Genomic DNA, 22,694 nt, shown 5'->3' on the forward strand with positions numbered 1-22,694 from the left:
CAGCGGTACTAAGGTTCACGAAACAATCGGCTGAAACAAAACGAAAGGGGAATCGGAAGATGAATAACATGAGACGGATGAGCCTTGTCTCTCTCCTGCTGGCGCTGCTCTTCGCGATCACGGCCTGCAGCGGGGGCGGAAACGGAAGCGGAAGCGGGAGCGGAAAGACGCTGAGCATCATGTGGTGGGGCACGGACGAACGGCACGAAGCGACCAAAAAAGCGCTGGACCTGTACACGCAGCAGCATCCGGACGTAAAATTCAAACCGGAATATATGGCTTGGGACGCCTACTGGCAAAAGCTGCCGACGTTGGCGGCATCGAAAACGATCACCGATGTCCTTCAGATGGACGCCGCCTATTTGCAGGAGTACGTCAGCCGGGGGCAGTTGGAGGATTTGTCCGATATCGACCTGACCGGCATCGTCGATCCCGGCGTCATTGAGAATTTGAAGATCGGCGGCAAGCTGTACGGCATTCCGCTCAGCCAGAACGCGCAGGGGATCGCCTTCAACAAGGAGGATCTGGCGAAATACGGCATCCCGCTGCCGCATAAAGATTGGACGTACGACGAGTATTTCCAATGGGCGAAGGACGCCCGCGCCAAGCTGCCGGAAGGCAAGTATCCGATCGGCGACACGACGTCATGGGACGGCTTCAACTACTACCAGACGTCGATGGGCAAGCCGCCGATCATGGCCGACGGAGGCAAAACGTTCACGCTGGACAAAGATCTGTTCATGAAGTTCTACCAAACCTATGAACAGTTCCGCAAGGACAAAATCGTGCCTCCGGCGGACCAGGCGGCCTCATTCCTGGAGAACGACCCGCAGGCGGATCCGATGGCTTCCGGCGTCGTCATGACCCGGGGAGCGACAACCGGTTCGGTCAGTGCGCTGGAGCAGCTCATGCCGGGCAAAGTGGGCGTCGTTAATATGCCGACCGGTCCCTCCGGCGGTGGCTGGGCACAGTCTACTATTTTCCTGAGCGTCAGCGCGAATTCGAAAAACAAGGAAGAGGCAAAAAATTTCGTCAAATGGTTCGTGACGGATAAGGAAGCGGGAAAAACACTTGGACTGACCCGCGGTATTCCGATCAATCCGGAAATTTACAAGGAGCTCGAGCCGAACTTGGAAGCGAAGGATAAGCTCGGCAAAGAGATTTACGATCAGTCCGTCGACAAGGCGCTGCCGTTCTACTCGCCGGCTCCCGGATTTACGGAATGGGTGGACGCCTACAAGAAAGAGATGGATGCGGTCACATTCGGCCAGCAGAGCCTGGAGCAGGCCTTCGACAAGATCGACAAGCTTGGCAAAGAACTCGCGGCCAAAGCAGGAAACTGAGCCGGGGAATTAGCGCCTTTCGGGAAACAGAGTTCCCGAAAGGCGACTGTCTGTAACGTATCTTGTTAAGGTTCCGTTGAACTGGAAGCATCGCGGGTCAGCGGCAATATCCATCCGCGCGGACACCGCAGGAAGAAGCTGCTCTGTTCGTGAGACGGGGCTGCTGTTATCCTGAATTGTATTCTAATTTTTATGAGAATGTTATGAGAACGTTTATTCGAAAGAGGTGTTCATTCCATGCAACTGGCGGAGTTTTTCTCTTCGCAGCCGAGCCGGCTGTGGCATTTGGCGAAGCAAATGAACGTGAACTATGCGGTCGGCGGCCTGCCGTGGGAAGAGAAGTCGGAGAAGCCGTGGGATCTGATGCCGCTGATCCGCATGAAGCAGCGGTACGCCGACTTCGGACTGACGCTGTCCGTCATCGAATCGATGCCGCCGAGCAACAACATCAAGCTCGGGACGCCCGGCCGCGATGAGGAGATTGAGATTTTCCAGCAGTTCATCGTCAACATGGGTGCGGCCGGTATTCCCGTGCTCTGCTACAATTTTATGGCGCAGTTTAACTGGTTCCGCACCTCGACGACGACCCGCACGCGTGGAGGGGCGCTTGTATCGAGCTATGACCACAGCCTGATGGCGGATGCCCCGCTGACGGAAGCCGGCATCGTCTCCGAAGCGCAGCTGTGGGAGAACCTGCACTATTTCCTGGAAAAAATCGTGCCTGTCGCCGAATCCGCCCAGGTCAAGCTGGCGCTCCATCCGGACGATCCGCCGATCTCACCGATCCGCGGTGTGTCGCGGATTCTCACGAGCGCGGCTGCGCTGCAGCGGGCGATCGATCTGGTGCCGAGCGCGTACAGCGGCATGACGATGTGCCAGGGAACGTTGGCAACGGCGGGCGAGGACATTCCGGCGGTCATCCGCCAGTTCGCCGGGCAGAAGAAGCTGTTCTTCGTTCACTTCCGCGACGTCAAGGGTACGCCGGAGAAGTTCGAGGAGACCTTCCATGACGACGGCAAGACGGATATGCTCGAGGCGATGAAGACCTATTACGAGGTCGGCTACGACGGGCCGGCGCGACCGGATCATGTGCCGACGATGGAAGGCGAAGACAATACGAACCCGGGTTATGAGCTGCTCGGCCGCCTGTACGGCGTCGGCTATATTACCGGACTGATGGAAGCGGCGGCCAAGATGAGCCGGGCTTCGGTGACGAACTAAAATCTGTCATCAAATCGCAGTCGACCGCTATAGGCGATGAGTTCCAGACAGGCACGGATCCATGGGTCCGTGCCTGTTTAGATTTGACTGGATGCTTCTTCCCAGACTTAATCCATTCTTAATCTTTTTCTTTAATGTATCTTAAGGCTTCATTCTTATTGTTGAACTAGGATTATTTATTTCACCAATAGGAAGGTGATTTCATGTTCAACAATCGGAACGCACTTACCCATTGGAAAAGGCTGGCCGCTGTCATGACACTATCCGCCTTGCTCTTGACGGTTTCACAAAACGTCCAAGCCCAAGGCCCAGCCGCCGAATCCGGAGGAAGAGAAGGCAGCCCCGATACGCCTGGCTCTGCCCGTACCGACAGGGGAGGATTCTTTAGGTAAGGTGGACCTTCACCTGGTGCAGAAGGACCGGTCCGATCCTTGGGTTAAAGGGAAAAGCAGGGAACTGATGGTAAGCGTGTGGTATCCTTCACTGCCTGGCGGGGAGTGTAAGCCGGCGATGTACCTGCAGCCCGCCGCCGCAGCACATTTCAGTCAGAGCATCAATCCTGCCGTAGGCATAGGTCCAGATCAGATCGATTGGACGAATGTCGATACGCATGCTTGTACCGGGGCTAACGTCAAGACTCAAGCGGGGGAACGTCCCGTTGTGCTGTATTCGCCAGGTTTTGCGGTTTCACGGCAATTCGGTACCGTCCTGTTCGAAGAGCTGGTCAGCGCGGATATGTCGTTGTCACGGTAGATCATACATACGAGGCATCTGAAGTCGAGTTTCCGGGCGGACGCATCGAAGTGCAGACACTGCCGGAAACCGACAGCTTACGATTAATGAATACCGTGATGTCGACGCGTGTTCAAGATATCCAGTTTGTGTTGGATGAGCTGGCTGCCCTGAAAGCGGGCGGTAATCCGGATGCGGACAAGCGCCGGCTGCCGGAACATCTCGATCAAGTCCTTGATCTGTCCAAGGTCGGCGTGTTCGGGCATTCTGCGGGCGGTTTTACCGCGGCTGAGCTGATGTATTCGGACAAACGGATTTTGGCCGGAGTCAATATGGAAGGCGATCTTCTGCTGGGGAACGGGCTGTCTCCGGTCGCGAAGGGCGGCTTGAACCGGCCGTTCATGTTTCTGGGCTCAAGCGTTAACGGCGAACCGTGGACCCATGAAACGTCTCCGTCATGGAAGTCGTTCTGGGTTCACTCGAAGGGGGCGAAGCTGGATTTGAATGCTCCTGCAGCCCGGCATTTTTCGTTTACCTATTATCAGTTCATCCTGCCTATGCTTCAAAATAAGATGGATCTTCCGGTGCAGGTCGTCGATGAAATGGACGGAACGGTTGATCCCGCCAGGATGATCTCGGCTGAGCGGGCGTACCTCGCTTCATTTTTCGATCAGCATTTGCGGGGGATACCGCAGCGCCTGCTCCAGCTGCCGGAATCTCCGTACTCCGTGTTTCATCTCGTTCATGGCAAAGGGGAAGAGGAAGTAAGAGAAGCCCATAAATAACGTCTTCTCACGCGACTGCCTGTCGTCATTCATACGAGAAAAAACCACCCGCACAGCGTTCCGCCGTGCGGGTGGTTCATATTGCCGCCGCTGTCAGCTCCACAGCCGGTCGTTGGAATAAAACTTGTTCCACTGGTCGGTCGACTCCCAGACGCCGCCGATCTCCGGGTGGACATGTTCTTCGAGCACCTCGTCGTTCAGATCGTCGATGCCGAGACCGGGCGCGTCTGTCAGCGTGATGTATCCGTTCTGGACGAGTTTGTCTGGCAGCCTGCTGCCGATAACGATGTCATCCCACCAATCTACTTCGCAGGAATGGTATTCGAGCGCCAGGAAGTTTTCGGTCGCGGCGGCGACATGGGCGGCCGCCAGGCAGGCGATCGGACTCTCCGCCATATGGATCGCCATCGCGACGCCGTAATCCTGGGCCATGTCGCCGATTTTCTTCGTTTCCAGAATGCCGCCGGTGGTCAGGACGTCGGGATGGATGACGGAGACGCCGCCCGCTTCGAGCAGCGGCTTGAAATTCTCCTTCAGATAAATGTCCTCGCCCGTGCAAATCGGCGTGGTGACGGCCCGGGACAGCTGGGCGTACTGCTGCGTATACTGCCAAGGAATCATGTCTTCCATCCAGGCCAGGTTGAACTTGTCGATGCGCCGGCCCAGCTTGATGCAGTCCTGAAGCCCGATATGGCCGAAATGGTCGATGGCGAGCGGCACCTGGTAGCCAATGACGGAGCGGACGTCCGCGACGTACTGCTCGAGCATATCGAGTCCTTTTTCCGTGACATGAATGCCGGTTAAGGGATGGGGGATGTTGTAAATATCGTAGTGGCGGTTCGTAATTTCCCGCAGCTCGTCTTCCGACAATCCGTCGAAGTTCTGATTATAGCGGCGCTTCGACTTTTCCCTCATCTCTTCGAGGAAACCAAGCGGAGCGCTCAGCGTGCCAGGCTCATTGATAATCTGTCCGATGCCGAGGTCCATCTTCAGAAAGGTGAAGCCGGCGTCCATCCGTTTCTTCAGCGCTTCGCCCATCGCCTTGCCGGTATCTTTGCCGACAACTTCCGTATCGCAGTACATGCGGATTTTATCGCGGAATTTACCGCCAAGCATCTGATAGACCGGCACTCCGTAGGCTTTGCCGGCCAGGTCCCACAGCGCGAGCTCGATTCCGCTGACGCCGCCACCTTGGCGGGCATGGCCGCCGAACTGCTTGATCCGCCGGAACAGCTTGTCGATGTTGCAGGGATTTTCGCCGAGCAGGCGGCTCTTCAGCATGAGGGCATATACTTTGTCCGCACCGTCGCGGACCTCCCCGAAGCCGACGAGTCCCTGGTTGGTATATACCTTGATCAGGCTGCTGTGAAAAGGCCCCCCGACGATATCGGTGAAGCGGATGTCCGTAATCTTCAGCTCCGAGGGTCTCGAAGCCGTGCTTACATGGGCCAGCGTTTGCTCGTAAGATTCTTTGTTAATCATGAAATCACTCCCCCTATTGGATGGTTCCGTTACAGCAGCATGCTTCCGCCGTCCAGTCGGATGGCGGAGCCCGTCAAATATTCGCTTTCGTCCGAGGCGATGAAGGCCGCGAGCCTGGCGACATCGAGCGGGACGCCGACGCGTCCCATCGGGAACTTGGTCAGCTGGCGCTTGCGCCGCTCCTCCAGCTTCTTCTGCGCGTCGGGATCGTCCGCTAATATGCGCTCATATTTGCCGACGTCGACGGCTCCCGGCTCGATCATATTCACCGTGATGCCGTACGAGGCCAGCTCGATGGCGCTCTCCCTTCCAAGCATCCGGATCGCGCCTTTGGTCATCGCGTAGACGGGGTCAAAGTCGGTCGGCCGCTTCGCATGCACCGAAGAGATGAGAATGATGCGGCCGGCGCCTTTTTGCTTCATGGCCGGAACGACGGCCTGAATGCACTGCCAGTAGCCTTTTACGTTCGTATCCATCATCCGGCCGAACGTCTCTTCATCATGCTTGAACAGGTCGTAGTTCAGCTGCACAGCGGCATTGTTGACCAGGATGTCGATACCGCCGCCGCGATTCTCGACCTCCCTTACCATCGCGGCAATCTCGTCCTGCCTGGCGACGTCCGCCTGCACGATGAAGCAGTCCCCGCCGGCCTCGTCGATTTGCCGCTTCGTTTCAAGGGCGCCGGCCTCGCTGCGGTTATAGTGGACCGCTACGCTTGCGCCTCTGCGTGCGAACTCGAGCGCAATCCCCTGGCCGATGCCGGTTCCCGCTCCCGTCACCAGGGCGACCTTGCCTGCCATGCTCATGGCGAATCGCCTCCCTTTGGCCGTTTCATTTTATGGTCCATATAGTGCAGCAGGAAGCCTCCGTCCAGCCGGAGATCCGCGCCGTTCAAGTAGCGGGCTTCCTCGGAAGCGAGAAAGCCTGCGGCTTGGGCGATATCCTCAGCGCTTCCCAGCTGTGCGCTCGGCACCTTGGTTTCGTAGCTGTGATACAGCGTCGTCAGCGAGCTGCAAAAGCGTTCATCGTCGCCTTGGACGGGACCCGCTTCAATCGTGTTGACGCGGATGCCGTGCCGCCCGAGCTCCAGTGCCGCTTCCTTCGCCAGCATTTTTACGGCTCCCTTGGACGCGCTGTAGACAAAGGACGAGCCAGTCGGCTTCTCGGCATGGATCGACGAAACAAAAACGATGCAGCCCGACTCCCGGGATGCCATCGCCTTACCTGCAGCTTGTGTGCACAGAAAGGCGGACTTCGCATTCGCATTCATCACTTCGTGAAACAGCGCTTCCGAGCAGTTCTCGACGGAAGCGGGAGCGAGCAGATCATGATTGTGGATGAGGACGTCCAGTCCGCCGAGCTCCCGCTCCGCGGTCTCGATCAGCTGGCTCGCGTTCGCTCCGATGCTCAGGTCGAGGCTCGTCACGATGACGCCCGCGCCTGCAGTCCGGGCTGCAGCGATTTCAGCCGCCGCCTCAGCGCCGCCGGATGCGCTGTTCAGCACGAGATGGGCCCCGCCGGCCGAAAAACGCCGGATCAATGCTCTGCCAACAGGAGTGTCTGCGTCCGTGATCAGGACGACTTGTGCAGAATGATTCATAAATCACCTCCGGATAGGGCGATACCTATGGCTGTCGATACGTTCAACTTCATCATAAAAGGTTGGCGCTGCCGGCTTCGAGATGTGAATCTTATGATTTTGTTTGATTTTTTTCAAAAGGGGAGGGAAGGGAGATTGCGAACCAGCCTTAGCGGCCAATTCTGAACCGGAAGCAAGAAAAAAGCGGCTCCCGGAGCGAATGCGGCCCTGTACGGGAAGCCTACGCAAGCCGGTTGCCGCTTGTTCGGACCATGCTTTTAGTCTAATGCCTAATTTGGGGAAGATTTATGCTGCTTTTACACCGTTTGCTTCTCTTGTTGCTGCTCCTTGCGCCATTCCTGGACCGCCTGGTCAAGACGCTTCATCGCTTCCTCGACCAGGGAGCGGGAGCAGGCAATGTTCAGGCGCATAAAGCCTTCGCCTTCCTTGCCAAAAGCAGAACCTTTGTTCAGGGCAAGCTTGGCTTTATTCAGCAGAAATTGTTCCAGGTCGTCGGGCGACATCTGCAGCGCGCGGAAATCGAGCCACATCAAGTACGTCGCTTCAGGCACCCGGGTCTTGATTTCCAGAATATGTTCAGTCAAATATTCACTTACGTACTCCATGTTCGCTTTCATGTACGCCAGCGCTTCGTCGAGCCAAGCCTTCCCGTCATTGTAGGCGGCTTGGGTGGCTGCGCTGCCGAGCGTGCTGATCGAATTGACATGATAGAGCTCCAAGGTCTTTTTGAACCGGCGCCGGATGGAATCGTTCGGGATGATGATATTGGAAGTATTCAGCCCAGCGATGTTAAACGTTTTGCTCGGCGCGGTACAAATGATACAGTTCTCCTGAATCTGCTCGGATAAACTTGCGAACGGAATATGGGTCCCTTCTTCATAGACCAGGTCCGCATGGATTTCGTCGGACACCATCAGAATGCCGCGCTCCATGCAGAGCTTCGCAACCGCCTCCAGCTCCTCGCGCCGCCATACCCTGCCCACCGGATTGTGCGGGCTGCACAGGATGAACAGCTTGACCTGATCGTCCAGGCTTTGCTCAAGCGCTTCGAGGTCCATCGTGTAATATCCGTCCTGCTCCTTCAGCGGGTTCTGCACCAGCTCCCGCCCGTGATCGGTGACGACGCTGTAAAAGGGAGGGTATACCGGTGTCTGGATGGCAACCTTGTCTCCCGGCTCGGTAAACGCCTGTACGATGAAGCTGAGGGCGGGCACGACGCCTGGGCAGAAGACGATCCATTCCTTGTCGATGGACCACCGGTGGCGGCTCTTCATCCAGTCCGCGACGGCTTGATTATACGCATCAGACTGCATCGTATAGCCGAATACCCCGTGCTCTACGCGGCTGTTCAGCGCGGAAATGACCGCGTCGGGTGCGGCAAAATCCATGTCGGCTACCCACATCGGAAGGACGTCGGACACGCCGAAGATCCGCTTCAGGTCGTCCCATTTAAAACAATCTGTATTTATACGTTCGATTGGTTGATGAAAGTTCAAGCTGTTCTCCTCCTTGGAAGGTCATTCAAAAATTCGTCTATCCACGAATATAATCATAACAGATACAAGCAAGTTTTTGGGGACACATCAGCTTTGAAATCCATCCAGCATCTCAAGTACAATAAACGCATGAGGAATGACGCCCACGGGTTATCCGAAAGGAGGAAGGACATGCAGCTGATCGCCATGCTGACGATGCTGATCGATCATGCAGGGATCGTGTTTTTTCCGGATCAAATTTGGCTGAGGGTGATCGGAAGGATCGCTTTTCCGATTTACGCCTATGCACTCGTACAGGGACATTATTTTACCCGAAGCCGGACCAAATATTTATTTAGGCTGTTTATACTGGCTCTGCTCTCCCAGATCCCGTACCAACTGGCTTTGGACCCGGACGGGCTGAACGTGGTCGTAACGCTGTTCGTGGCAGCCGCCGTCCTGCAAATGCTGGAGCGCAATCTGTCCATGGCGGCCAAAGCAGGAATCGTTCTGGCCTTTTGCGTTCTCATGGAAGGGCTCCCGTTTGATTACGGAGCATACGGCTTGCTGCTGGTGCTTGCCTTCCGGTATGCTTCCTCCGAAAAACTGCTGGGTGCCCATCTGCTGCTGAACATACTGTATTTGTTAGCATTCGGAGGAGGGGCTGTTCTGCAGATGCTGAGCATCGTACCGACCCTGGTGATTGTATACGGGCCTTATTTATGGAAAAAGATCGAGCAAGCCAGAGTCAGGGCATGGGTGTGGCGGTCGTTTTATCCGCTGCATCTGACCGTGCTGGCTGTGCTGCAGCGGCTGGATGCCTAGAGCACCAGCCTTTTTTTTTTGCAAATATCTACATATCTCCTATTTACAAACCGATGGTCGGTATTTATAATAGAGCTAACAAAACCAGGGAAGGTGAGAGAATGGCCCCGCTGATTGGATTGATCATTTCACTGTTAGGATTCCGCTTGATGGGCTGGTTGGGCTGGGAGTATATGAATGACTGGATTATCAGTCTGCGGTTTGCGGTAGCCGTCATGTTTTTGCTGACCGCATCGGCCCATTGGGGTAAACGCCGCGCCGAGCTGGTCGCCATGGTGCCGCCGCGGATTGCGCAGCCGGACGCATGGGTTACGCTGACGGGTTGGCTGGAAATCGCCGGCGCCGTCGGGATCATGATTCCGGTCATGTCTGGTGCGGCTTCCACCGGGCTCGCTCTGATGCTGCTGGCCATGTTTCCGGCCAACGTGTATGCGGCGAATAACCGTCTGACTCTGGACGGCAGAACGGTGATGCCGCTTGTCCCGCGAACCGTGCTTCAGGTCGTTTTTTTGGCTGCCGTACTTGCTGCGGGCTGGCTCCCGCCGGGAGCATGGGCATGACGGATTGGAACTAAATCAGGAGGATGATGGGGATGAAACAGGAAGAAAGACGCGAGCATACGCTGAAACTGCTGCTGGATACAACTGAGGAGCTCATTTTGGAGAAGGGTTGCACCAAGACGACGCTCAGCGATATTATGGCACGATCCGGCTTGTCCAAAGGCGCCATTTTTCACTATGTATCCGGCAAGGATGAACTGTTCGTGAAAGTGCTCGAGGCCAAGCTGGAGGAGACGAACGCGAGCTTCATGGACGCAGTAGTTGCCCCTGCAGTGAAGGAATTTGAGGGACCGATGAATGCGATCGCGCAGAGCCTGCCCAAGCTGGAGAGACCGGGAGACGTGAGCAACCTCATCATGATGTATTTGATCGGGAAAAGCGATCAGCCGGAAGCAGCCGGCATCGTAGCGGATTTTTACCGGCAGGCGGTCGCCACGTCCAAGAAGTGGATCGTCACAGGCCAGGAGTCCGGGGTCATCCCCTCATCGGTCAATGCCGACCAGGCAGCGGAGCTGTTTGAATTGCTCTCCTTCGGGCTGCGGATGCGCAGTTTGATCGGAGTTGGCAGCGTGGGGTTCGGCATTCCAGAGTTTTCGGAGCTGATTATGCGGACGCTGCGGCCGGACCGGCAGGGAGGTGCTCCGACGTCATGACGCTGCTCCTGTTTCTGCATATTGCCGGAAGCGTGCTTTTCCTGGGCAACATCATTACCGCGGCCTTTTGGAAAGTCCGTGCCGACGTCCGGGGCGATGCCGCAGAGATTCACCGCACCGTAAACAACGTGATGCTCGCCGATTATGCGTTTACGCTGCCCGGACTGCTGCTCCTGATCGTTACCGGGAGCCTGATGGCTGCCAAAGGCGGCTATTCGCTGGCAGGACTGAACTGGCTTACCGCCTCGCTAATTCTGTTCGGCATGACCGGCGTGCTGTGGCTGGCCGTACTGATCCCGCTGCAGCGGGGAATGATCCGGCTCAGCCGGCAGGCGCTCGAAAGCGGGGCAATCTCCGCAGCTTACAAGAGGCTGTCGGCGTATTGGGCGGTTTTCGGCATTCTTGCCACTTTGCTGCCGCTGTTTATATTGTATTTCATGGTCAGCAAGCCTTTTTAAAGAGACGCAAACGACCGGCCGTTATTCATAACGGCCGGTTTTTTGGTTTGCTGAAGAGGGGGACAGGAGGCCGTCGCCTGCTTCTGCTTGGTCTGTGGAAAACGGGGGTATAGGTGCGGTTTTTATGGAAAGAAATAGAGCATACCTTAAATAAAACGCCAAAATGGCCGGGCCGACCGCAAAGCGCAGTTCCTGGGCATTTTCCGGTTCAAAGATGTACAATAAGGAAAGCGCGGATCAGACCGGAAAGATCCCTTCGACCTGATTCAGGGGAAATAAAATTCGGGATGGCGATTTCCCTTTGGCCTGCACCTCGATGAAGTCGGAGCCGATGAGCACCAGCTTCATGTTGGAAAAGGCTTTGCCGGACTGGAATACCGTCCGGATTCCAACGTGGCGGAATAACGCCGGCGGCTTGACGTCAAAGACGCGGATGGTTTGCAGGCTGAGCGGAACGAACAGTTCCCCCTGAACGCGGATAAAGCTGCTTTTATACACATGCTGCAGCCGCCCCGGCTCCAGCCCCAGGCCTGCGCCGTTGATTTCCACCAGATGCCCGGTGAATTTGGCGAGACGTTCCTGCAGGGTTATATTTCTTTTAAACTTCGTGAGCAGCACTTGGATCCCTCCGATGAACGTTTACTGCATTGTATGCCCTGAGCTGGGCGGGTGCTTCGGTTTTTTGAAAAGAATCATGAATCACAAGGAAGTTTTAAGCGGGTAAAGAAAGATAGCATCAGATTTGCGAAAGGAGGAACCATGAACGAGAGCAGGGTGATATCAAGACCATGGGCGCTGGAAGGGCCCAGCATTCAAATCGACCCGCTGTTTCCTTATTATGCGGACCGCTCCGCTGAGAGCATCGCCGAAGAGATCGAGCTGTCCGGCTACCGGACGGTGCATTATTTTGTCGTGAACGAGAGCAGAATCCGTACGGACATCATTGAAGCTTTTCACGCCCGGGATATTGCTGTATGGGCGCTTGTGATCGGGAACGGAACGTTCGCCACCGATCATCTCCCCCGGGAATGGCGCTCCTGGCGGATGGGGCTGCTGAAGGAGCTGAATGACGGCTTTGAGCGGTTTTCTCCGTTCTCGGCGTCTTACGTGGAATGGAAAAAGGAGGCGGTCGCCCGGGTTGTTACGGACCACCCGTTTGACGGGATTGAGATCGCCGAGCCTTATTTTCCGGAATGGGACGGCATCCGCAGAGGCGTATACGGCGACGTTGGCCCCCATGCGAAGCAGGCGTTCCGGGACAGGTACGGTCATGATATTCCCGAATTTCTGAACAAGCGGGCGGCTAACTATTATAAAAAGATACCCGACATCTACGGCAAATGGATTACTTTCCGCGTGGACGCCGTGAACGGACTCATCGATGAAATTATTAACGGAAGCGGGGGCGCAAGAAGTGTCCGCCCGGATATTTCCGTGGCGACCTGGTCGCTGGCGGTTGACGGCGGGGCGGTATCCACCCTCCGGCTGAAGGAATGGCAGGGGCTTGATGCGATCTCGATGATCGGGAAGGTCCGGCCGGATATGCACGTGCTTCAGACTCACTGGCCGGACTGGATGAAGCGCCATTTGCCGCCACAGTACGCGGGCGGATACGAGAGCTTTGCTGCACCGATCCGGGCCGCCTATCCCGGGCTTCCCCTCGGCATTCAGGCCGATATCGGCTCCCGGAGCAGCATGGTGAAGAACCGGCGCTGGCTCAATGACTTTCAGAACACCGTTTATGAGCTGGGCTACGATACGTGGACGGCGTACGAATACCATCTCGGCGGGTATATGTATGACGAACCGCCTGTCCCTGTGAAAGCGGTCATGCACGGAGAACAAGAGCTGAAGGTTTCGTTCAATAAGCGGATTGATCCGGATACGTTGGGAACGGTGCTGTTTTTTGCGGAGGAGGACACGGAAGCCGGGCCGCTTGCCGGCATTACGATCGAGCAGAGGGCCGTTGACGGCAACCGTTTATGGCTGCGGGTAAACGGGCTTCCCCGTCGGCCTGTGCTGGTTGAAGTCAGCGGGATGCGGGATACGCCGGGACTATGGCATGTGAAGGGCAAAAAGTCGGGCGAAACCCCGATCGGCCACAGGCTGAAAGTAGAGCAGGATCGTGGGTAATAGAGGAAGCGGAGCATGAAAAAAGCGTCCCGGCGGCAGCGATGCCGCCAGGGCGCTTCTTTTATACATACCGTAGGCATTATTGGGCGGTGTATCCGCCGTCTACCATCAGGCTCGTTCCGACCACGAACGAAGAGTCGTCGCTGGCCAGAAACAGGACGGATTTGGCCACCTCTTCCGCCGTGCCGAGCCGGCCGATCGGATGCAGCTCCACGAGCTGCTGCTTGGCTTCCGGTGGAAGCGCCTTAAGCAGCGGCGTATCGATATAACCCGGGCAGACGGCATTCACCCGGATGCCGTGCTTGGCGTATTCAATGCCGAGCGTTTGGGTAAGCAGCACGACGCCGCCTTTGGCCGAGCCGTAAGCGGTAACTCCCGCCTTGGCCGCATGGCCGTGGATCGATGCGGAGTTGATGATGGCACCCCCGGTGCCCTGTCTCAGCATTTGGACCACGGCGTATTTATCCGACAGGAAGACGCCTGTCAGATTGACGTCGATCGTCCGCTGCCATTTGTCCAGCGACAGCTGATCGGCCGGCTCATCGTTGGCCACGCCCGCATTGGCAAACATAATGTCCAGTTTTCCGTATTCCTGCACGGTCCGTTCCACCAGGGCCTGGACTTCCTCCTCCTTGGTCACATCCACCCGGACGTAAATCGAATCGTACCCCTTTTCTTTCAAATGGTCGGACACTTCCTGCCCCGCCTCCGAGCGGTCGGCCACGACGACCTTGGCGCCTTCCTGGGCAAACAGACGTGCGGTGGCTTGTCCGATCCCGCTGGCACCGCCCGTAATAATCGCTACTTTACCGGAAAGTTTCATACCTCGCGTCACTCCTTCTCACAGCAATTGTCCGTATCCGTTACCGGAATCGGGCTCATCCTTGTTAATTTACCCATTTTTCTGAAAATATTAGCCGATCGGTTCGGAGATGTTCCGAAAATAAATGCTGCGAACGCAGGAAAAGAGCTTGCTTTCCGGAAAAGAAGGTGGTAAATTCAATATATAAATTGTGTACAATTTAATTTTACAAAATATTATTAATGTGGAGGATGGGACCATGAGTATTTATTCTTTTACAGCAAACAGCATCCGCGGCGCGGAGAAGGAGCTCTCGGAATATAAAGGTGATGTGCTTCTCATTGTCAACACGGCGAGCAAATGCGGATTCACGCCGCAGTATGCCGACCTGCAGAAGCTGTACGAGAAATACGGAGACAAGGGATTCAAAGTGCTCGGTTTTCCAAGCAACCAGTTCGCCGAACAGGAGCCCGGAAGCAATGAGGAAGTGAATACGTTTTGTCAAATTAATTATGGAGTGAGTTTCCCACTGTTTGAGAAGATAGACGTGCGCGGAGAAGACAAGCATCCGCTGTTTGCTTACTTGACGGAGCAGGCACCGTTTAAGGGGATCGGCACGGACAATTCCGAAGGGAAAATGCTGCAATCGTTCCTTGAGAAGGAGCAGCCGGAGCTTCTGGAAGGCGACGATATTAAATGGAACTTCACCAAGTTTCTGATCGACCGGGAAGGACGGGTGGTGGAGCGGTTTGAGACACCGGTCGGTCCGCTTGAGCTGGAATCGGCCATAGAGGCGCTGATCTAAGACACCATGGTATGGATAGCGGCTATTCATGCTAAGGCCGCGTCAAACAGCCATTTGGATAGAATTGCCTTGAATTTTAATGTATTCTGAAGGTAATTTTCAGGTGTTTTTAAGAAAACTCTCATATAATGCACTCATACCCCTTTTATATATGAATTGACCCTAGGCACGGGACTAGGGTCTATTTTTTTTGTCCATTTTTCGTGAAAGGCTTCGTCTGGGGCGGATGAAGTCTGCTTATAATATGCGGCCTCCTGCAGCCCGGCCCCGGACTTACAGGGTAGGGCGCCGCCTGCGAATCTGCAGCTGCTGCAGATTGCGCCAGGAAATTTGCCGGATGCGCTGGCTTCGCATGACTTCGCGGATCCAGGGATCGCGGAAAACCTGCAGCTCCATACCGCGCTTCAGCCACTCATGATGGATGGCCATCAGCTCATCTGTAATGACCGCCGGATGGATATACAGCTCGCTGACTCCGGCTTGAAGGGAGCACAGAGCATCCGCCACGCTCTCCCTGAAGGCTTCGTAGGTTTCTCCCGGGCGCAGCGAAAAGGGCAGCTGGATTAAGTGATCCGGAATGACGACCCCGAGCGAGTCCGCTTCACGGACCCGTGCCTTATGGATGCGCCGGGCGGCGGAAGGCAGCTGAAGCGAAGCGGGAATATGCCTTGGCAGGCGAAACGGAAGACCGTTTCCCGCGCAGATGCCAAGGACGAGGGAGATGAAGTCCCTCCCCGTTTCCAGCCCGTACAGGCTTCCCATATGATTATCGAGATGGGTTGGATTGAGCCCCATACGCCGGGCGAGCCGGATTTGGCCGATGATTTCGGCGTGCACTTCGGCCGCCCGGGCTTTGGTTTCCACTGCGCGGCAGTCGCGGGGGAAATCTCCCTCTTCGTTGATGAGGGAGAGCACCGTCTGCCGGCGGGTGACCGGCCCCCAGCGGTAAGTGTCCCACTCGCTGGTAAAGGTCAAGTGGACGCCGACGTCCACGTCCGGGCGTGCGGCCGCCCACTGGGCAGCTTCTTTGGCCCACGGGCACGGCATCATGATCGTTGCCGAGGAAATGGCCTCTTCGGCAAGTAGCAGCTGGATGCCCGCATTGGCCGAGTGGCACATGCCGTAGTCGTCTGCATTGACGATCAGCAGCCGCTCATCCGGCGGGAAGCCCAAAGCTTGAGCGAGGTTCAAGGGACGTCGCCTCCTGACGAACAGAATCGGGATGGTTGATATGGTTATACATACGCCCGGAACCGGAGCAATTTGTCACAACCGGCTCCATTTCTGGGGAAACAGACGGAAGTTATTTTACAGAAGTGGCCGGCCAGCAGGAGGGCGCAACTTTTGCGCATGCTAAGCTCCGGATAAAAAAGGACCCTTTGCGGGATTTCCCGCAAAGGGTCCTTTTCATCAGCTTGTTTCATCAGCTTTTCATAGCCTATTTCTATCTGCTTATGATCAACGCCTTGTCCTCAACCCGAACTATTCCCCCAGGCCTTTGCCCATGCCTTTCAGAAACCGCAGCCCGAAGCCGATCGCTCGGTTCACATCAGGGTCTTTCAGCGCATTCATGAGGGAGAAGACCGTCACCTTTTTATCCTGCGGCTGATTGGCTTCCTCCAGGCCCTTGGCCACGCTGCCGAGCACCTTTGCCGTCTGCTCCGGATCGATGGCCGCGAGGGCGCCGGCGGCGGCCATGCCGTTGTTGATCATGTTCGTCACTTCCGGCCGGGTGGCCTGGCCCAGGACGATTTCGGCCACTTTGGCTTTGGCTTTCAGCAGCGATTCAGCCGCCTCCAGAATGCCGCTGCCGTGCAGCTCGCTGAGCACCCCGATGGCTTTTTCCAGGGCCTGTTCGTGCTCGGCGATCGAATCCGTCAGCTGGTTCAGGGACTGCTGCTTCAGCTCTTCTTCGGTCAGCTCGCGCTTTTTGATGTATGAAATCGGTTGTGCCATATGGACTCCACCTTTCCTTTAATCGACGAGCGATACATAATCCGGCCGGCTCCATTTCCGGTGTACCTCGACGCCATCCTGCGGATAGCGCTTCTTGTTGCGCGGGTTGGTCAGCGGCAGCGGATTGGTACCCTTCACGTTCAGAATCTGCATCCGCACGCGCGTCTGCTTATAGGCCGGTGTGTGCGTACGGACATCGACCGCATTGCCGGTGAGCAGGTTGACCGCGTTTTCGTGGCTGACCGAGTGCATCGGCACGTACAGCTCATTGCGGTGAACGCGGTCGGTAATGACCGCCTTCAGCTTGATCGCGCCGTAAGGCGATTCGAGCCGCACCAGGGATCCGTTCTCGACGCCCCGTTCGGCGGCCAGTTCAGGCGATACCTCCACAAACACTTCCGGCAGCTTCAGATTGATCCCGTGCGATTTGTTGGTCAGGTTGCCTTCATGGAACTGTTCCAGCAGGCGTCCGTTGTTCAGGACGAGATCAAATTCGGCCGGGTATTCCACTGGCGGAACGTAGCCGACCAGCGAGAAGCGCGCCTTTTTGTCCGGGAAGAAGAAGCCGTCCGTATAGAGCAGCGGCGTGTGTTCCCCGTTCGCCGAGCCCCAGATGAAGCTGCCCCAGCCTTCCAGCACGTCATAGCTGCACTGGGAGAAGAATGGGGTCAGGCTGGCCATCTCGGCGAAAATTTCGCTCGGATGGGTATAGCCCCAGTCATACCCGAGCCGCTTGGCGATCTGGGTCGTGATCCACCAGTCCGGCTTGGCGTCGCCGAGCGGCTCCAGCACCTGATACAGGCGCTGAACGCGCCGCTCCGTATTGGTGAAGGTGCCTTCTTTCTCCAATGACGGCGCGGCAGGCAGAATAACGTCGGCGAACTGGGCCGTCTGCGACAGAAATACGTCCTGCACGACGAAGAAGTCGAGCTTCGCCAGCACCTCGTGCACGTGGTTGGCGTTGGAGTCAACCCAGGCCATATCCTCGCCGACGAGGTACATCGCCTTCATGTCGCCGCGGTCGATCGCATCGATCATCTGGATGTTGTCCATACCCGGCTGCGGCGAAATCGCCACGCCGTAAGCTTTTTCGAATCGCGTCCGCGCCTCGTCATTCGAAACGTGCTGGTATCCCGGCAGCCACGGCGGCAGCGTGCCCATGTCGCAGGCGCCCTGCACATTGTTATGTCCGCGCAGCGGGTAAGCTCCGGCGCCGGGACGCATGTAGTTGCCCGTAGCGAGCAGCAGGTTGGAGATCGCCGCCGACGTGTGCGAGCCGGCGATGTTCTGCGTCACGCCCATGCCCCAGCAGATGACGGTGCCGTCGGCGTCGCGGATCATCTCCGCGATCGAGATGAGCGTCTCCTTGGCGATGCCCGTTTCCTGCTCGGCGTATTCGAGTGTGAAGGTGTCCAGCAGCTGCCGGTATTCGGGAAACTGGTTCACATACTGGTCGATAAACGCCTGTTTGTGCCATCCTTGGTCAATCATGTATTTCGTGATCGCCGTCAGCCATACGAAGTCCGTACCCTGCTTCGGACGGATGAACAGGTCCGATCGCTCGGCCATCTCATGCTTGCGCAGATCGGCGACGACCAGCTTCTGCCCGTGCAGCTTGTGCGCCCGCTTGATCCGGGTCGCCAGGACCGGATGGCCCTCAGCCGGCGCGCAGCCGATCAGGATGACAAGGCCGGCTGCCGCGATGTCCTGGATTGTGCCGGCGTCGCCGCCGATGCCAACCGTCGACATCAGTCCGTCCGATGCCGGAGACTGGCAGTAGCGGGAGCAGTTGTCCACGTCATTGGTTTCAAACACCTGACGGGCCAGCTTTTGGATCACATAGTTCTCTTCGTTCGTAATTTTCGAGGAAGAAATAAAGCCGACCGAATGGTTGCCGTACTCCTTACGGATGCCTCCGAGGCGTTCGGCGACCAAGCTCAGCGCCTCATCCCAGGTGGCTTCGACAAAGGCGTCTCCCTGCCGGATCAGCGGGGTCGTGATCCGTTCTCCGCTGTTGACAAAATCCCAGCCGAATTTGCCTTTGACGCAGGTGGAGATCGCGTTAACCGGTGCGTCATGGGACGGTTGTACTTTCAAAATTTTCCGGCCTTTGGTCCACACCTCGAAGGAGCAGCCGACGCCGCAGAACGTGCATACCGTTTTGGTTTTGCGCGTGCGCGTGTCCCGCATCGCCGCTTCGATTTCCGAAACGGCGAAGATGCCGCTGTATCCCGGCTCTACTTCCTTGACGAGGTCGATCATCGGATCCAGCACTTCCTGGTTGATGCCGGTCATAAAGCCGGCTTCACCCAGCATCGATTTTTCCATGAGGGCGTTGCACGGGCAGATGGTGACGCATTGGCCGCAGCTGACGCAGGACGAGTCGTTGATATCGACCCCGTTATCCCACTTGACCCGCGGGATGTCCGCTTCCCAATCGATGGAAAGGGTTTCATTTACCTGCAGATTTTGGCAGACCTCGACGCACTGTCCGCAGGCAATGCATTGATTCGGGTCATAACGGTAGAACGGATGGGACATATCGACTTCCGAAGGTTCGACCTTCGGCCGGTACGGGTACTTCTGATGCTCGATTTCCATCAATTCGGCGGTATTATGCAGCTTGCAGTTGCCGTTGTTGTTGTCGCACACGGTGCAGTAGAGCAGATGGTTCTCGAGGATCCGGTCCATCGCTTCCGTCTGTGCAGCCTTGGCGGATGCGGAAGACAGCTTGACGTTCATTCCCGAAACGGCAATGGTCGAGCAGGCGCGCGCAAGCTTCCCGTCGATTTCTACAATACATGTGTCGCACGTCTGGATCGGGTCTACCTCAGGGACATAACAAATTTGCGGATGCGACAGACCGGCAAGATTGATCGCCTCGAGCACGGTCATGCCCGATGTAACTTCCACCGCCTGTCCGTCAAGCGTAATGTTAACAAGATTTTGGTTCACGAACATAAAACCCCTTTTCACCCCAATGTTAAATGGATCCGCCAAGCGCTCCCGGTGATTGCAAGCTCCGGCGGGCGTCCATAAGCTAAAGAGCAGGCCATAAAAACAAAAAAACTCCACTAAACCCGTATGCGCTAATCATTGTGCGCGGCAGGTTGTAGTGGAGTAACCGATTAGCATTGGCCTACTAATGGATCATTCCGGCGCCTGTATGGCGTAAATGTATTCTCGTCATGATTATACTACGCCCCGGCAGAAAAACAAGGTTGAATTATTCTGTACAATCCTACTAAGATTTAGTATAGTGTTAAACTTGTAATGAGGTGAGAATGGGATGAAGAAGGAAGTTGCGTTTAACGATATCATTCGCAAAGTGAGGAAAGATACGTTCGGAAAGGGTCCGGAACGCATTCATACCACGTTTGTCGAGAACATGGCGATCACCCGGATGCACGGCAATTTCACACCTACTGAAAAGTTTATCGCACAGTCCGAAGACGGCAAGAAGATGGTGCACAGCGCAAGAACGCACATGATCAAGGAGCTGTACAAATCCCAGGTCCCGGAAGGGCTCGAGGAGCTGTGTGGATCGAAGCTGATCCATCTGTTTACGGATATCAAGGTGGAAGAAGACATGGCCGTTTCGGTCTTTATGTTCGAGAAAAATATAGAGCAGGGATGAAGCGATGATGGAGGCTGTGACGAGCATGCCGGGCATGATCCGGTACGAGCAGGGAAAGTTGGAGGAAAAGACCGACTTGGTCGTGAACGAGCATCCCGTAACGATCAAAATCAACGGCGAGGAATTTGCGACCCTCGTCTGTACGCCCGAATACATTGAAGATATGGCTGTCGGTTATCTCGCATCGGAAGGCGTCATTTCAAGCATGGGGGAGATCAAGGACTTATGGGTTCAGGAGGAGGAAGGGTTTGTCCACGCGTCTGTAAGCAAGTGGAGCCCCCTTCATCGCCAGCTTTACAGCAAAAGGTACGTCACGTCCTGCTGCGGCGCCAGCCGACAGGGGTTTGTGTTTTTCAATGACGCGAAAACAGCCAAGGTGCTGGATCAGGCTCCGGTGGAGCTGTCCTTTGACGATTGCTTCCGGCTCATTCGGGAGATGCAGGAGGGAGCCGAGACGTTTAACCGTACGGGCGGCGTGCATAACGCCGCTTTGTGCGACCGGAACGGGATCCTTCTGTCGAGGATGGATATCGGGCGGCATAACGCCCTGGATAAAATTTATGGTTACTGCCTGAAAAACGACATCGCGGTGGATGATAAAATTATCGTGTTCAGCGGCAGAATTTCCTCGGAAATACTGCTGAAGGTGGCGAAAATCGGCTGTGCCGTCATTTTGTCCAAGTCGGCGCCGACCGCGCTTGCGCTGGAGCTGGCGGACAATCTGGGCATTACGGCCGTCGGTTTTATCCGTGGCCAATCCTGCAACGTGTATACCCACCCGCACCGCATTGTGGAGTGCAGGCCGCAATCCTGATCGGTAACCCAGGCGCATCTGCTGCAAAAGCAGATATCATTTCCGGCACCAGTCCACATAAAAGGAATTTGCAGCCTCAAAAGAAGGAGGGATCATCATGGAAACCCATGATCAATACAACCGTATACTCAGAGATTTGAGGCTTTCCGTGACGGACCGCTGCAATTTCCGCTGCCGGTATTGCATGCCCGAGGAAATCTTCGGCAAGGATTACGCCTTTTTGTCCAGGGAACATATTCTCAGCGTCGAGGAAACGGTACGGATTACGCGGATATTCACCCGCCTGGGGGCCCGAAAAATCCGCATCACCGGCGGCGAGCCGCTGCTGCGCAAGGAGCTTCCGGATATCATCCGGGAGGTGTCCCGGATTCCCGGCGTGGAGGATGTCGCTTTGACGACAAACGGCAGCCTGCTGGCCCGGCACGCCCGGACGCTGCACGAGGCGGGTTTGATGCGCGTCGCCGTCAGCCTGGATGCCCTCGATGACGATACGTTCTTGGCGATGAACGGCGGCAAGGCACGGGTGGCTCAGGTGCTGGAGGGTATTGACGCCGCCGCCGAAGCGGGTCTGGCCGTGAAGGTCAACATGGTCGTGCAGAAAGGCGTCAACGAGCATGCCCTGCTGCCCATGGTCCGCTATTTTCGCGAGCGGGGCCATATTCTGCGCATGATCGAATATATGGACGTCGGCAATACGAACGGTTGGAACTGGGACCAGGTCGTCAGCAAGCGGGAAATGCTGGAGCGGATTCACGCCGAATTTCCGCTGGCGCCTGCCGATCCCAATTATGAGGGGGAGGTGGCTTCCCGCTTCCGCTTTCTCGACGGCCAAGGCGAAATCGGCGTCATTTCATCCGTCAGCGACGCCTTCTGCTCCACGTGTACGCGGGGCCGATTATCGGCGGACGGCATGTTCTACACCTGCCTGTTCGCGACGAAGGGGCATGACCTGAGGGGGTGGCTGCGTTCAGGCGCAACCGACGATGAGATCGCGGAGCATATCATGGCCATCTGGGAAGGACGGCATGACCGGTATTCGCTGGACCGCGGTACAGCCGGCACGGGTACGGGCCGGGAAGCCAAGGTGGAAATGTCCCGGATCGGAGGATGACGACTTGTCCGGTCTGGCTTTCTAGAACTAAACGTGGTCTGGCCTCCTAGAATGTACATCGATCAACGTTTTTTTTAAATTGTTGACAAATTTATGAACCGGTGTTTATCATTATGTATGAAATGTCATAGACAAATGGGGTGGATGTAGGGAATGCACCTGCCCTATTCGTTACGTGTCATGTGTGTTTGATCTCCCTATAGGAATCGGGTAGGGGAATTAACCGCTGTCAATCAACTTTCGGCTGCAGGGCCGGGGTTTGATTTGTGGCGGTTTTTTTTGTTGTTGGAATGAACAAGAGA

The 22,694-nt window shown here is 56.2% G+C and carries 22 protein-coding genes; 13 read left to right on the forward strand and 9 right to left on the reverse strand.

The window, feature by feature from the left end; genetic code table 11:
* Positions 1-59 precede the first annotated feature (59 nt).
* From FHS19_RS30980 to FHS19_RS30995, 4 genes are all read left to right on the forward strand, one after another.
* Positions 60-1,343: an ABC transporter substrate-binding protein gene (locus tag FHS19_RS30980; protein ID WP_183586690.1), complete on the forward strand. Its 1,284-nt coding sequence runs from the start codon at positions 60-62 to the stop codon at positions 1,341-1,343.
* 237 nt (positions 1,344-1,580) lie between these two features.
* Positions 1,581-2,564 carry a mannonate dehydratase gene (locus tag FHS19_RS30985; protein ID WP_183586692.1) on the forward strand — a complete coding sequence of 328 codons (984 nt, stop codon included), beginning with the start codon at positions 1,581-1,583 and terminating at the stop codon, positions 2,562-2,564.
* Between the two features lie 393 nt (positions 2,565-2,957).
* The gene (locus FHS19_RS30990) at positions 2,958-3,317 is read left to right on the forward strand and encodes a hypothetical protein (RefSeq protein ID WP_183586694.1); all 360 of its coding nucleotides are present in this window, start codon (positions 2,958-2,960) and stop codon (positions 3,315-3,317) included.
* A 50-nt stretch (positions 3,318-3,367) separates the two neighbouring features.
* Positions 3,368-4,081 (forward strand): alpha/beta hydrolase, encoded by a 714-nt coding sequence (locus FHS19_RS30995; RefSeq protein WP_183586696.1) that lies wholly within the window; start codon positions 3,368-3,370, stop codon positions 4,079-4,081.
* A 93-nt stretch (positions 4,082-4,174) separates the two neighbouring features.
* Here FHS19_RS30995 and FHS19_RS31000 read toward each other — a convergent pair whose 3' ends face one another.
* The 4 genes from FHS19_RS31000 to FHS19_RS31015 form a co-directional block, all read right to left on the reverse strand.
* On the reverse strand, positions 4,175-5,563 hold the full coding sequence (locus FHS19_RS31000; protein WP_183586698.1) for a mandelate racemase/muconate lactonizing enzyme family protein: 1,389 nt from the start codon (positions 5,561-5,563) through the stop codon (positions 4,175-4,177).
* A 29-nt stretch (positions 5,564-5,592) separates the two neighbouring features.
* Positions 5,593-6,369 carry an SDR family NAD(P)-dependent oxidoreductase gene (locus FHS19_RS31005; protein WP_183586699.1) on the reverse strand — a complete coding sequence of 259 codons (777 nt, stop codon included), beginning with the start codon at positions 6,367-6,369 and terminating at the stop codon, positions 5,593-5,595.
* A complete protein-coding gene (locus FHS19_RS31010) occupies positions 6,366-7,163 on the reverse strand; it encodes an SDR family NAD(P)-dependent oxidoreductase (protein WP_183586701.1) in 798 nt (265 codons plus the stop codon). Before FHS19_RS31010 ends, FHS19_RS31005 begins: the two co-directional genes overlap by 4 nt.
* 296 nt (positions 7,164-7,459) lie before the next feature.
* Positions 7,460-8,659: a MalY/PatB family protein gene (locus tag FHS19_RS31015; protein WP_183586709.1), complete on the reverse strand. Its 1,200-nt coding sequence runs from the start codon at positions 8,657-8,659 to the stop codon at positions 7,460-7,462.
* Positions 8,660-8,830: 171 nt separating this feature from the next.
* On the opposite strand from FHS19_RS31015, the gene FHS19_RS31020 reads away from it, so the two are divergent.
* The 4 genes from FHS19_RS31020 (at position 8,831) to FHS19_RS31035 (ending at position 11,134) form a co-directional block, all read left to right on the forward strand.
* The gene (locus FHS19_RS31020; RefSeq protein WP_183586711.1) at positions 8,831-9,463 is read left to right on the forward strand and encodes a TraX family protein; all 633 of its coding nucleotides are present in this window, start codon (positions 8,831-8,833) and stop codon (positions 9,461-9,463) included.
* A gap of 101 nt (positions 9,464-9,564) precedes the next feature.
* The gene (locus FHS19_RS31025) at positions 9,565-10,023 is read left to right on the forward strand and encodes a DoxX family protein (protein ID WP_183586713.1); all 459 of its coding nucleotides are present in this window, start codon (positions 9,565-9,567) and stop codon (positions 10,021-10,023) included.
* Between the two features lie 32 nt (positions 10,024-10,055).
* Positions 10,056-10,676 carry a TetR/AcrR family transcriptional regulator gene (locus FHS19_RS31030; RefSeq protein WP_183586715.1) on the forward strand — a complete coding sequence of 207 codons (621 nt, stop codon included), beginning with the start codon at positions 10,056-10,058 and terminating at the stop codon, positions 10,674-10,676.
* Positions 10,673-11,134 (forward strand): DUF2269 family protein, encoded by a 462-nt coding sequence (locus tag FHS19_RS31035; RefSeq protein ID WP_183586717.1) that lies wholly within the window; start codon positions 10,673-10,675, stop codon positions 11,132-11,134. Before FHS19_RS31030 ends, FHS19_RS31035 begins: the two co-directional genes overlap by 4 nt.
* A 237-nt stretch (positions 11,135-11,371) precedes the next feature.
* Here FHS19_RS31035 and FHS19_RS31040 read toward each other — a convergent pair whose 3' ends face one another.
* A complete protein-coding gene (locus tag FHS19_RS31040; protein ID WP_244364495.1) occupies positions 11,372-11,752 on the reverse strand; it encodes a hypothetical protein in 381 nt (126 codons plus the stop codon).
* A gap of 141 nt (positions 11,753-11,893) precedes the next feature.
* Here FHS19_RS31040 and FHS19_RS31045 point away from each other — a divergent pair, with 141 nt between their 5' ends.
* Positions 11,894-13,267 carry an N-acyl-D-glucosamine 2-epimerase gene (locus tag FHS19_RS31045; RefSeq protein ID WP_183586719.1) on the forward strand — a complete coding sequence of 458 codons (1,374 nt, stop codon included), beginning with the start codon at positions 11,894-11,896 and terminating at the stop codon, positions 13,265-13,267.
* Positions 13,268-13,346: 79 nt separating this feature from the next.
* On the opposite strand, the gene FHS19_RS31050 is transcribed toward FHS19_RS31045, so the two are convergent.
* Positions 13,347-14,090, reverse strand: coding sequence for an SDR family NAD(P)-dependent oxidoreductase (locus FHS19_RS31050; RefSeq protein ID WP_152398742.1), 744 nt, complete (start codon positions 14,088-14,090; stop codon positions 13,347-13,349).
* A 238-nt stretch (positions 14,091-14,328) separates the two neighbouring features.
* Here FHS19_RS31050 and FHS19_RS31055 point away from each other — a divergent pair, with 238 nt between their 5' ends.
* Entirely contained in the window at positions 14,329-14,874 is a 546-nt protein-coding gene (locus FHS19_RS31055; protein WP_183586721.1) for a glutathione peroxidase, read from the forward strand.
* Between the two features lie 273 nt (positions 14,875-15,147).
* Here FHS19_RS31055 and FHS19_RS31060 read toward each other — a convergent pair whose 3' ends face one another.
* The 3 genes from FHS19_RS31060 to fdhF form a co-directional block, all read right to left on the reverse strand.
* Complete coding sequence (locus FHS19_RS31060; RefSeq protein ID WP_183586723.1) at positions 15,148-16,065, reverse strand: polysaccharide deacetylase family protein; 918 nt, start codon at positions 16,063-16,065, stop codon at positions 15,148-15,150.
* 291 nt (positions 16,066-16,356) lie between these two features.
* Positions 16,357-16,830 carry a helical membrane plugin domain-containing protein gene (locus tag FHS19_RS31065; protein ID WP_183586725.1) on the reverse strand — a complete coding sequence of 158 codons (474 nt, stop codon included), beginning with the start codon at positions 16,828-16,830 and terminating at the stop codon, positions 16,357-16,359.
* A gap of 18 nt (positions 16,831-16,848) precedes the next feature.
* A complete protein-coding gene (gene fdhF / locus FHS19_RS31070; RefSeq protein WP_183586727.1) occupies positions 16,849-19,791 on the reverse strand; it encodes a formate dehydrogenase subunit alpha in 2,943 nt (980 codons plus the stop codon).
* Positions 19,792-20,119: 328 nt separating this feature from the next.
* On the opposite strand from fdhF, the gene FHS19_RS31075 reads away from it, so the two are divergent.
* The 3 genes from FHS19_RS31075 to moaA all read left to right on the forward strand — a co-directional run bounded on the left by FHS19_RS31075 (position 20,120) and on the right by moaA (position 22,392).
* Positions 20,120-20,467, forward strand: a complete 348-nt coding sequence (locus tag FHS19_RS31075; protein ID WP_076173660.1) for a Na-translocating system protein MpsC family protein — start codon at positions 20,120-20,122, stop codon at positions 20,465-20,467.
* A 7-nt stretch (positions 20,468-20,474) separates the two neighbouring features.
* The gene (gene fdhD / locus FHS19_RS31080) at positions 20,475-21,281 is read left to right on the forward strand and encodes a formate dehydrogenase accessory sulfurtransferase FdhD (protein WP_183587043.1); all 807 of its coding nucleotides are present in this window, start codon (positions 20,475-20,477) and stop codon (positions 21,279-21,281) included.
* A 97-nt stretch (positions 21,282-21,378) separates the two neighbouring features.
* On the forward strand, positions 21,379-22,392 hold the full coding sequence (gene moaA / locus FHS19_RS31085; protein WP_183586729.1) for a GTP 3',8-cyclase MoaA: 1,014 nt from the start codon (positions 21,379-21,381) through the stop codon (positions 22,390-22,392).
* Positions 22,393-22,694 lie beyond the last annotated feature (302 nt).

Origin of the sequence: Paenibacillus rhizosphaerae, assembly GCF_014192015.1 — a bacterium.
GTDB lineage: Bacteria > Bacillota > Bacilli > Paenibacillales > Paenibacillaceae > Paenibacillus_AQ > Paenibacillus_AQ rhizosphaerae.

Excerpts from the sequence above, each read along its gene's own strand:
- FHS19_RS31000 (WP_183586698.1), bottom strand. The coding sequence starts at position 5,563 with ATGATTAACAAAGAATCTTACGAGCAAACGCTGGCCCATGTAAGCACG.
- moaA (WP_183586729.1), top strand. The coding sequence starts at position 21,379 with ATGGAAACCCATGATCAATACAACCGTATACTCAGAGATTTGAGGCTT.
- FHS19_RS30980 (WP_183586690.1), top strand. The coding sequence starts at position 60 with ATGAATAACATGAGACGGATGAGCCTTGTCTCTCTCCTGCTGGCGCTG.
- fdhD (WP_183587043.1), top strand. The coding sequence starts at position 20,475 with ATGGAGGCTGTGACGAGCATGCCGGGCATGATCCGGTACGAGCAGGGA.
- FHS19_RS31030 (WP_183586715.1), top strand. The coding sequence starts at position 10,056 with ATGAAACAGGAAGAAAGACGCGAGCATACGCTGAAACTGCTGCTGGAT.
- FHS19_RS31025 (WP_183586713.1), top strand. The coding sequence starts at position 9,565 with ATGGCCCCGCTGATTGGATTGATCATTTCACTGTTAGGATTCCGCTTG.
- FHS19_RS31020 (WP_183586711.1), top strand. The coding sequence starts at position 8,831 with ATGCAGCTGATCGCCATGCTGACGATGCTGATCGATCATGCAGGGATC.
- FHS19_RS31055 (WP_183586721.1), top strand. The coding sequence starts at position 14,329 with ATGAGTATTTATTCTTTTACAGCAAACAGCATCCGCGGCGCGGAGAAG.
- FHS19_RS31035 (WP_183586717.1), top strand. The coding sequence starts at position 10,673 with ATGACGCTGCTCCTGTTTCTGCATATTGCCGGAAGCGTGCTTTTCCTG.
- FHS19_RS31045 (WP_183586719.1), top strand. The coding sequence starts at position 11,894 with ATGAACGAGAGCAGGGTGATATCAAGACCATGGGCGCTGGAAGGGCCC.
- FHS19_RS31075 (WP_076173660.1), top strand. The coding sequence starts at position 20,120 with ATGAAGAAGGAAGTTGCGTTTAACGATATCATTCGCAAAGTGAGGAAA.
- fdhF (WP_183586727.1), bottom strand. The coding sequence starts at position 19,791 with ATGTTCGTGAACCAAAATCTTGTTAACATTACGCTTGACGGACAGGCG.
- FHS19_RS31005 (WP_183586699.1), bottom strand. The coding sequence starts at position 6,369 with ATGAGCATGGCAGGCAAGGTCGCCCTGGTGACGGGAGCGGGAACCGGC.
- FHS19_RS30985 (WP_183586692.1), top strand. The coding sequence starts at position 1,581 with ATGCAACTGGCGGAGTTTTTCTCTTCGCAGCCGAGCCGGCTGTGGCAT.
- FHS19_RS31010 (WP_183586701.1), bottom strand. The coding sequence starts at position 7,163 with ATGAATCATTCTGCACAAGTCGTCCTGATCACGGACGCAGACACTCCT.
- FHS19_RS31050 (WP_152398742.1), bottom strand. The coding sequence starts at position 14,090 with ATGAAACTTTCCGGTAAAGTAGCGATTATTACGGGCGGTGCCAGCGGG.
- FHS19_RS31065 (WP_183586725.1), bottom strand. The coding sequence starts at position 16,830 with ATGGCACAACCGATTTCATACATCAAAAAGCGCGAGCTGACCGAAGAA.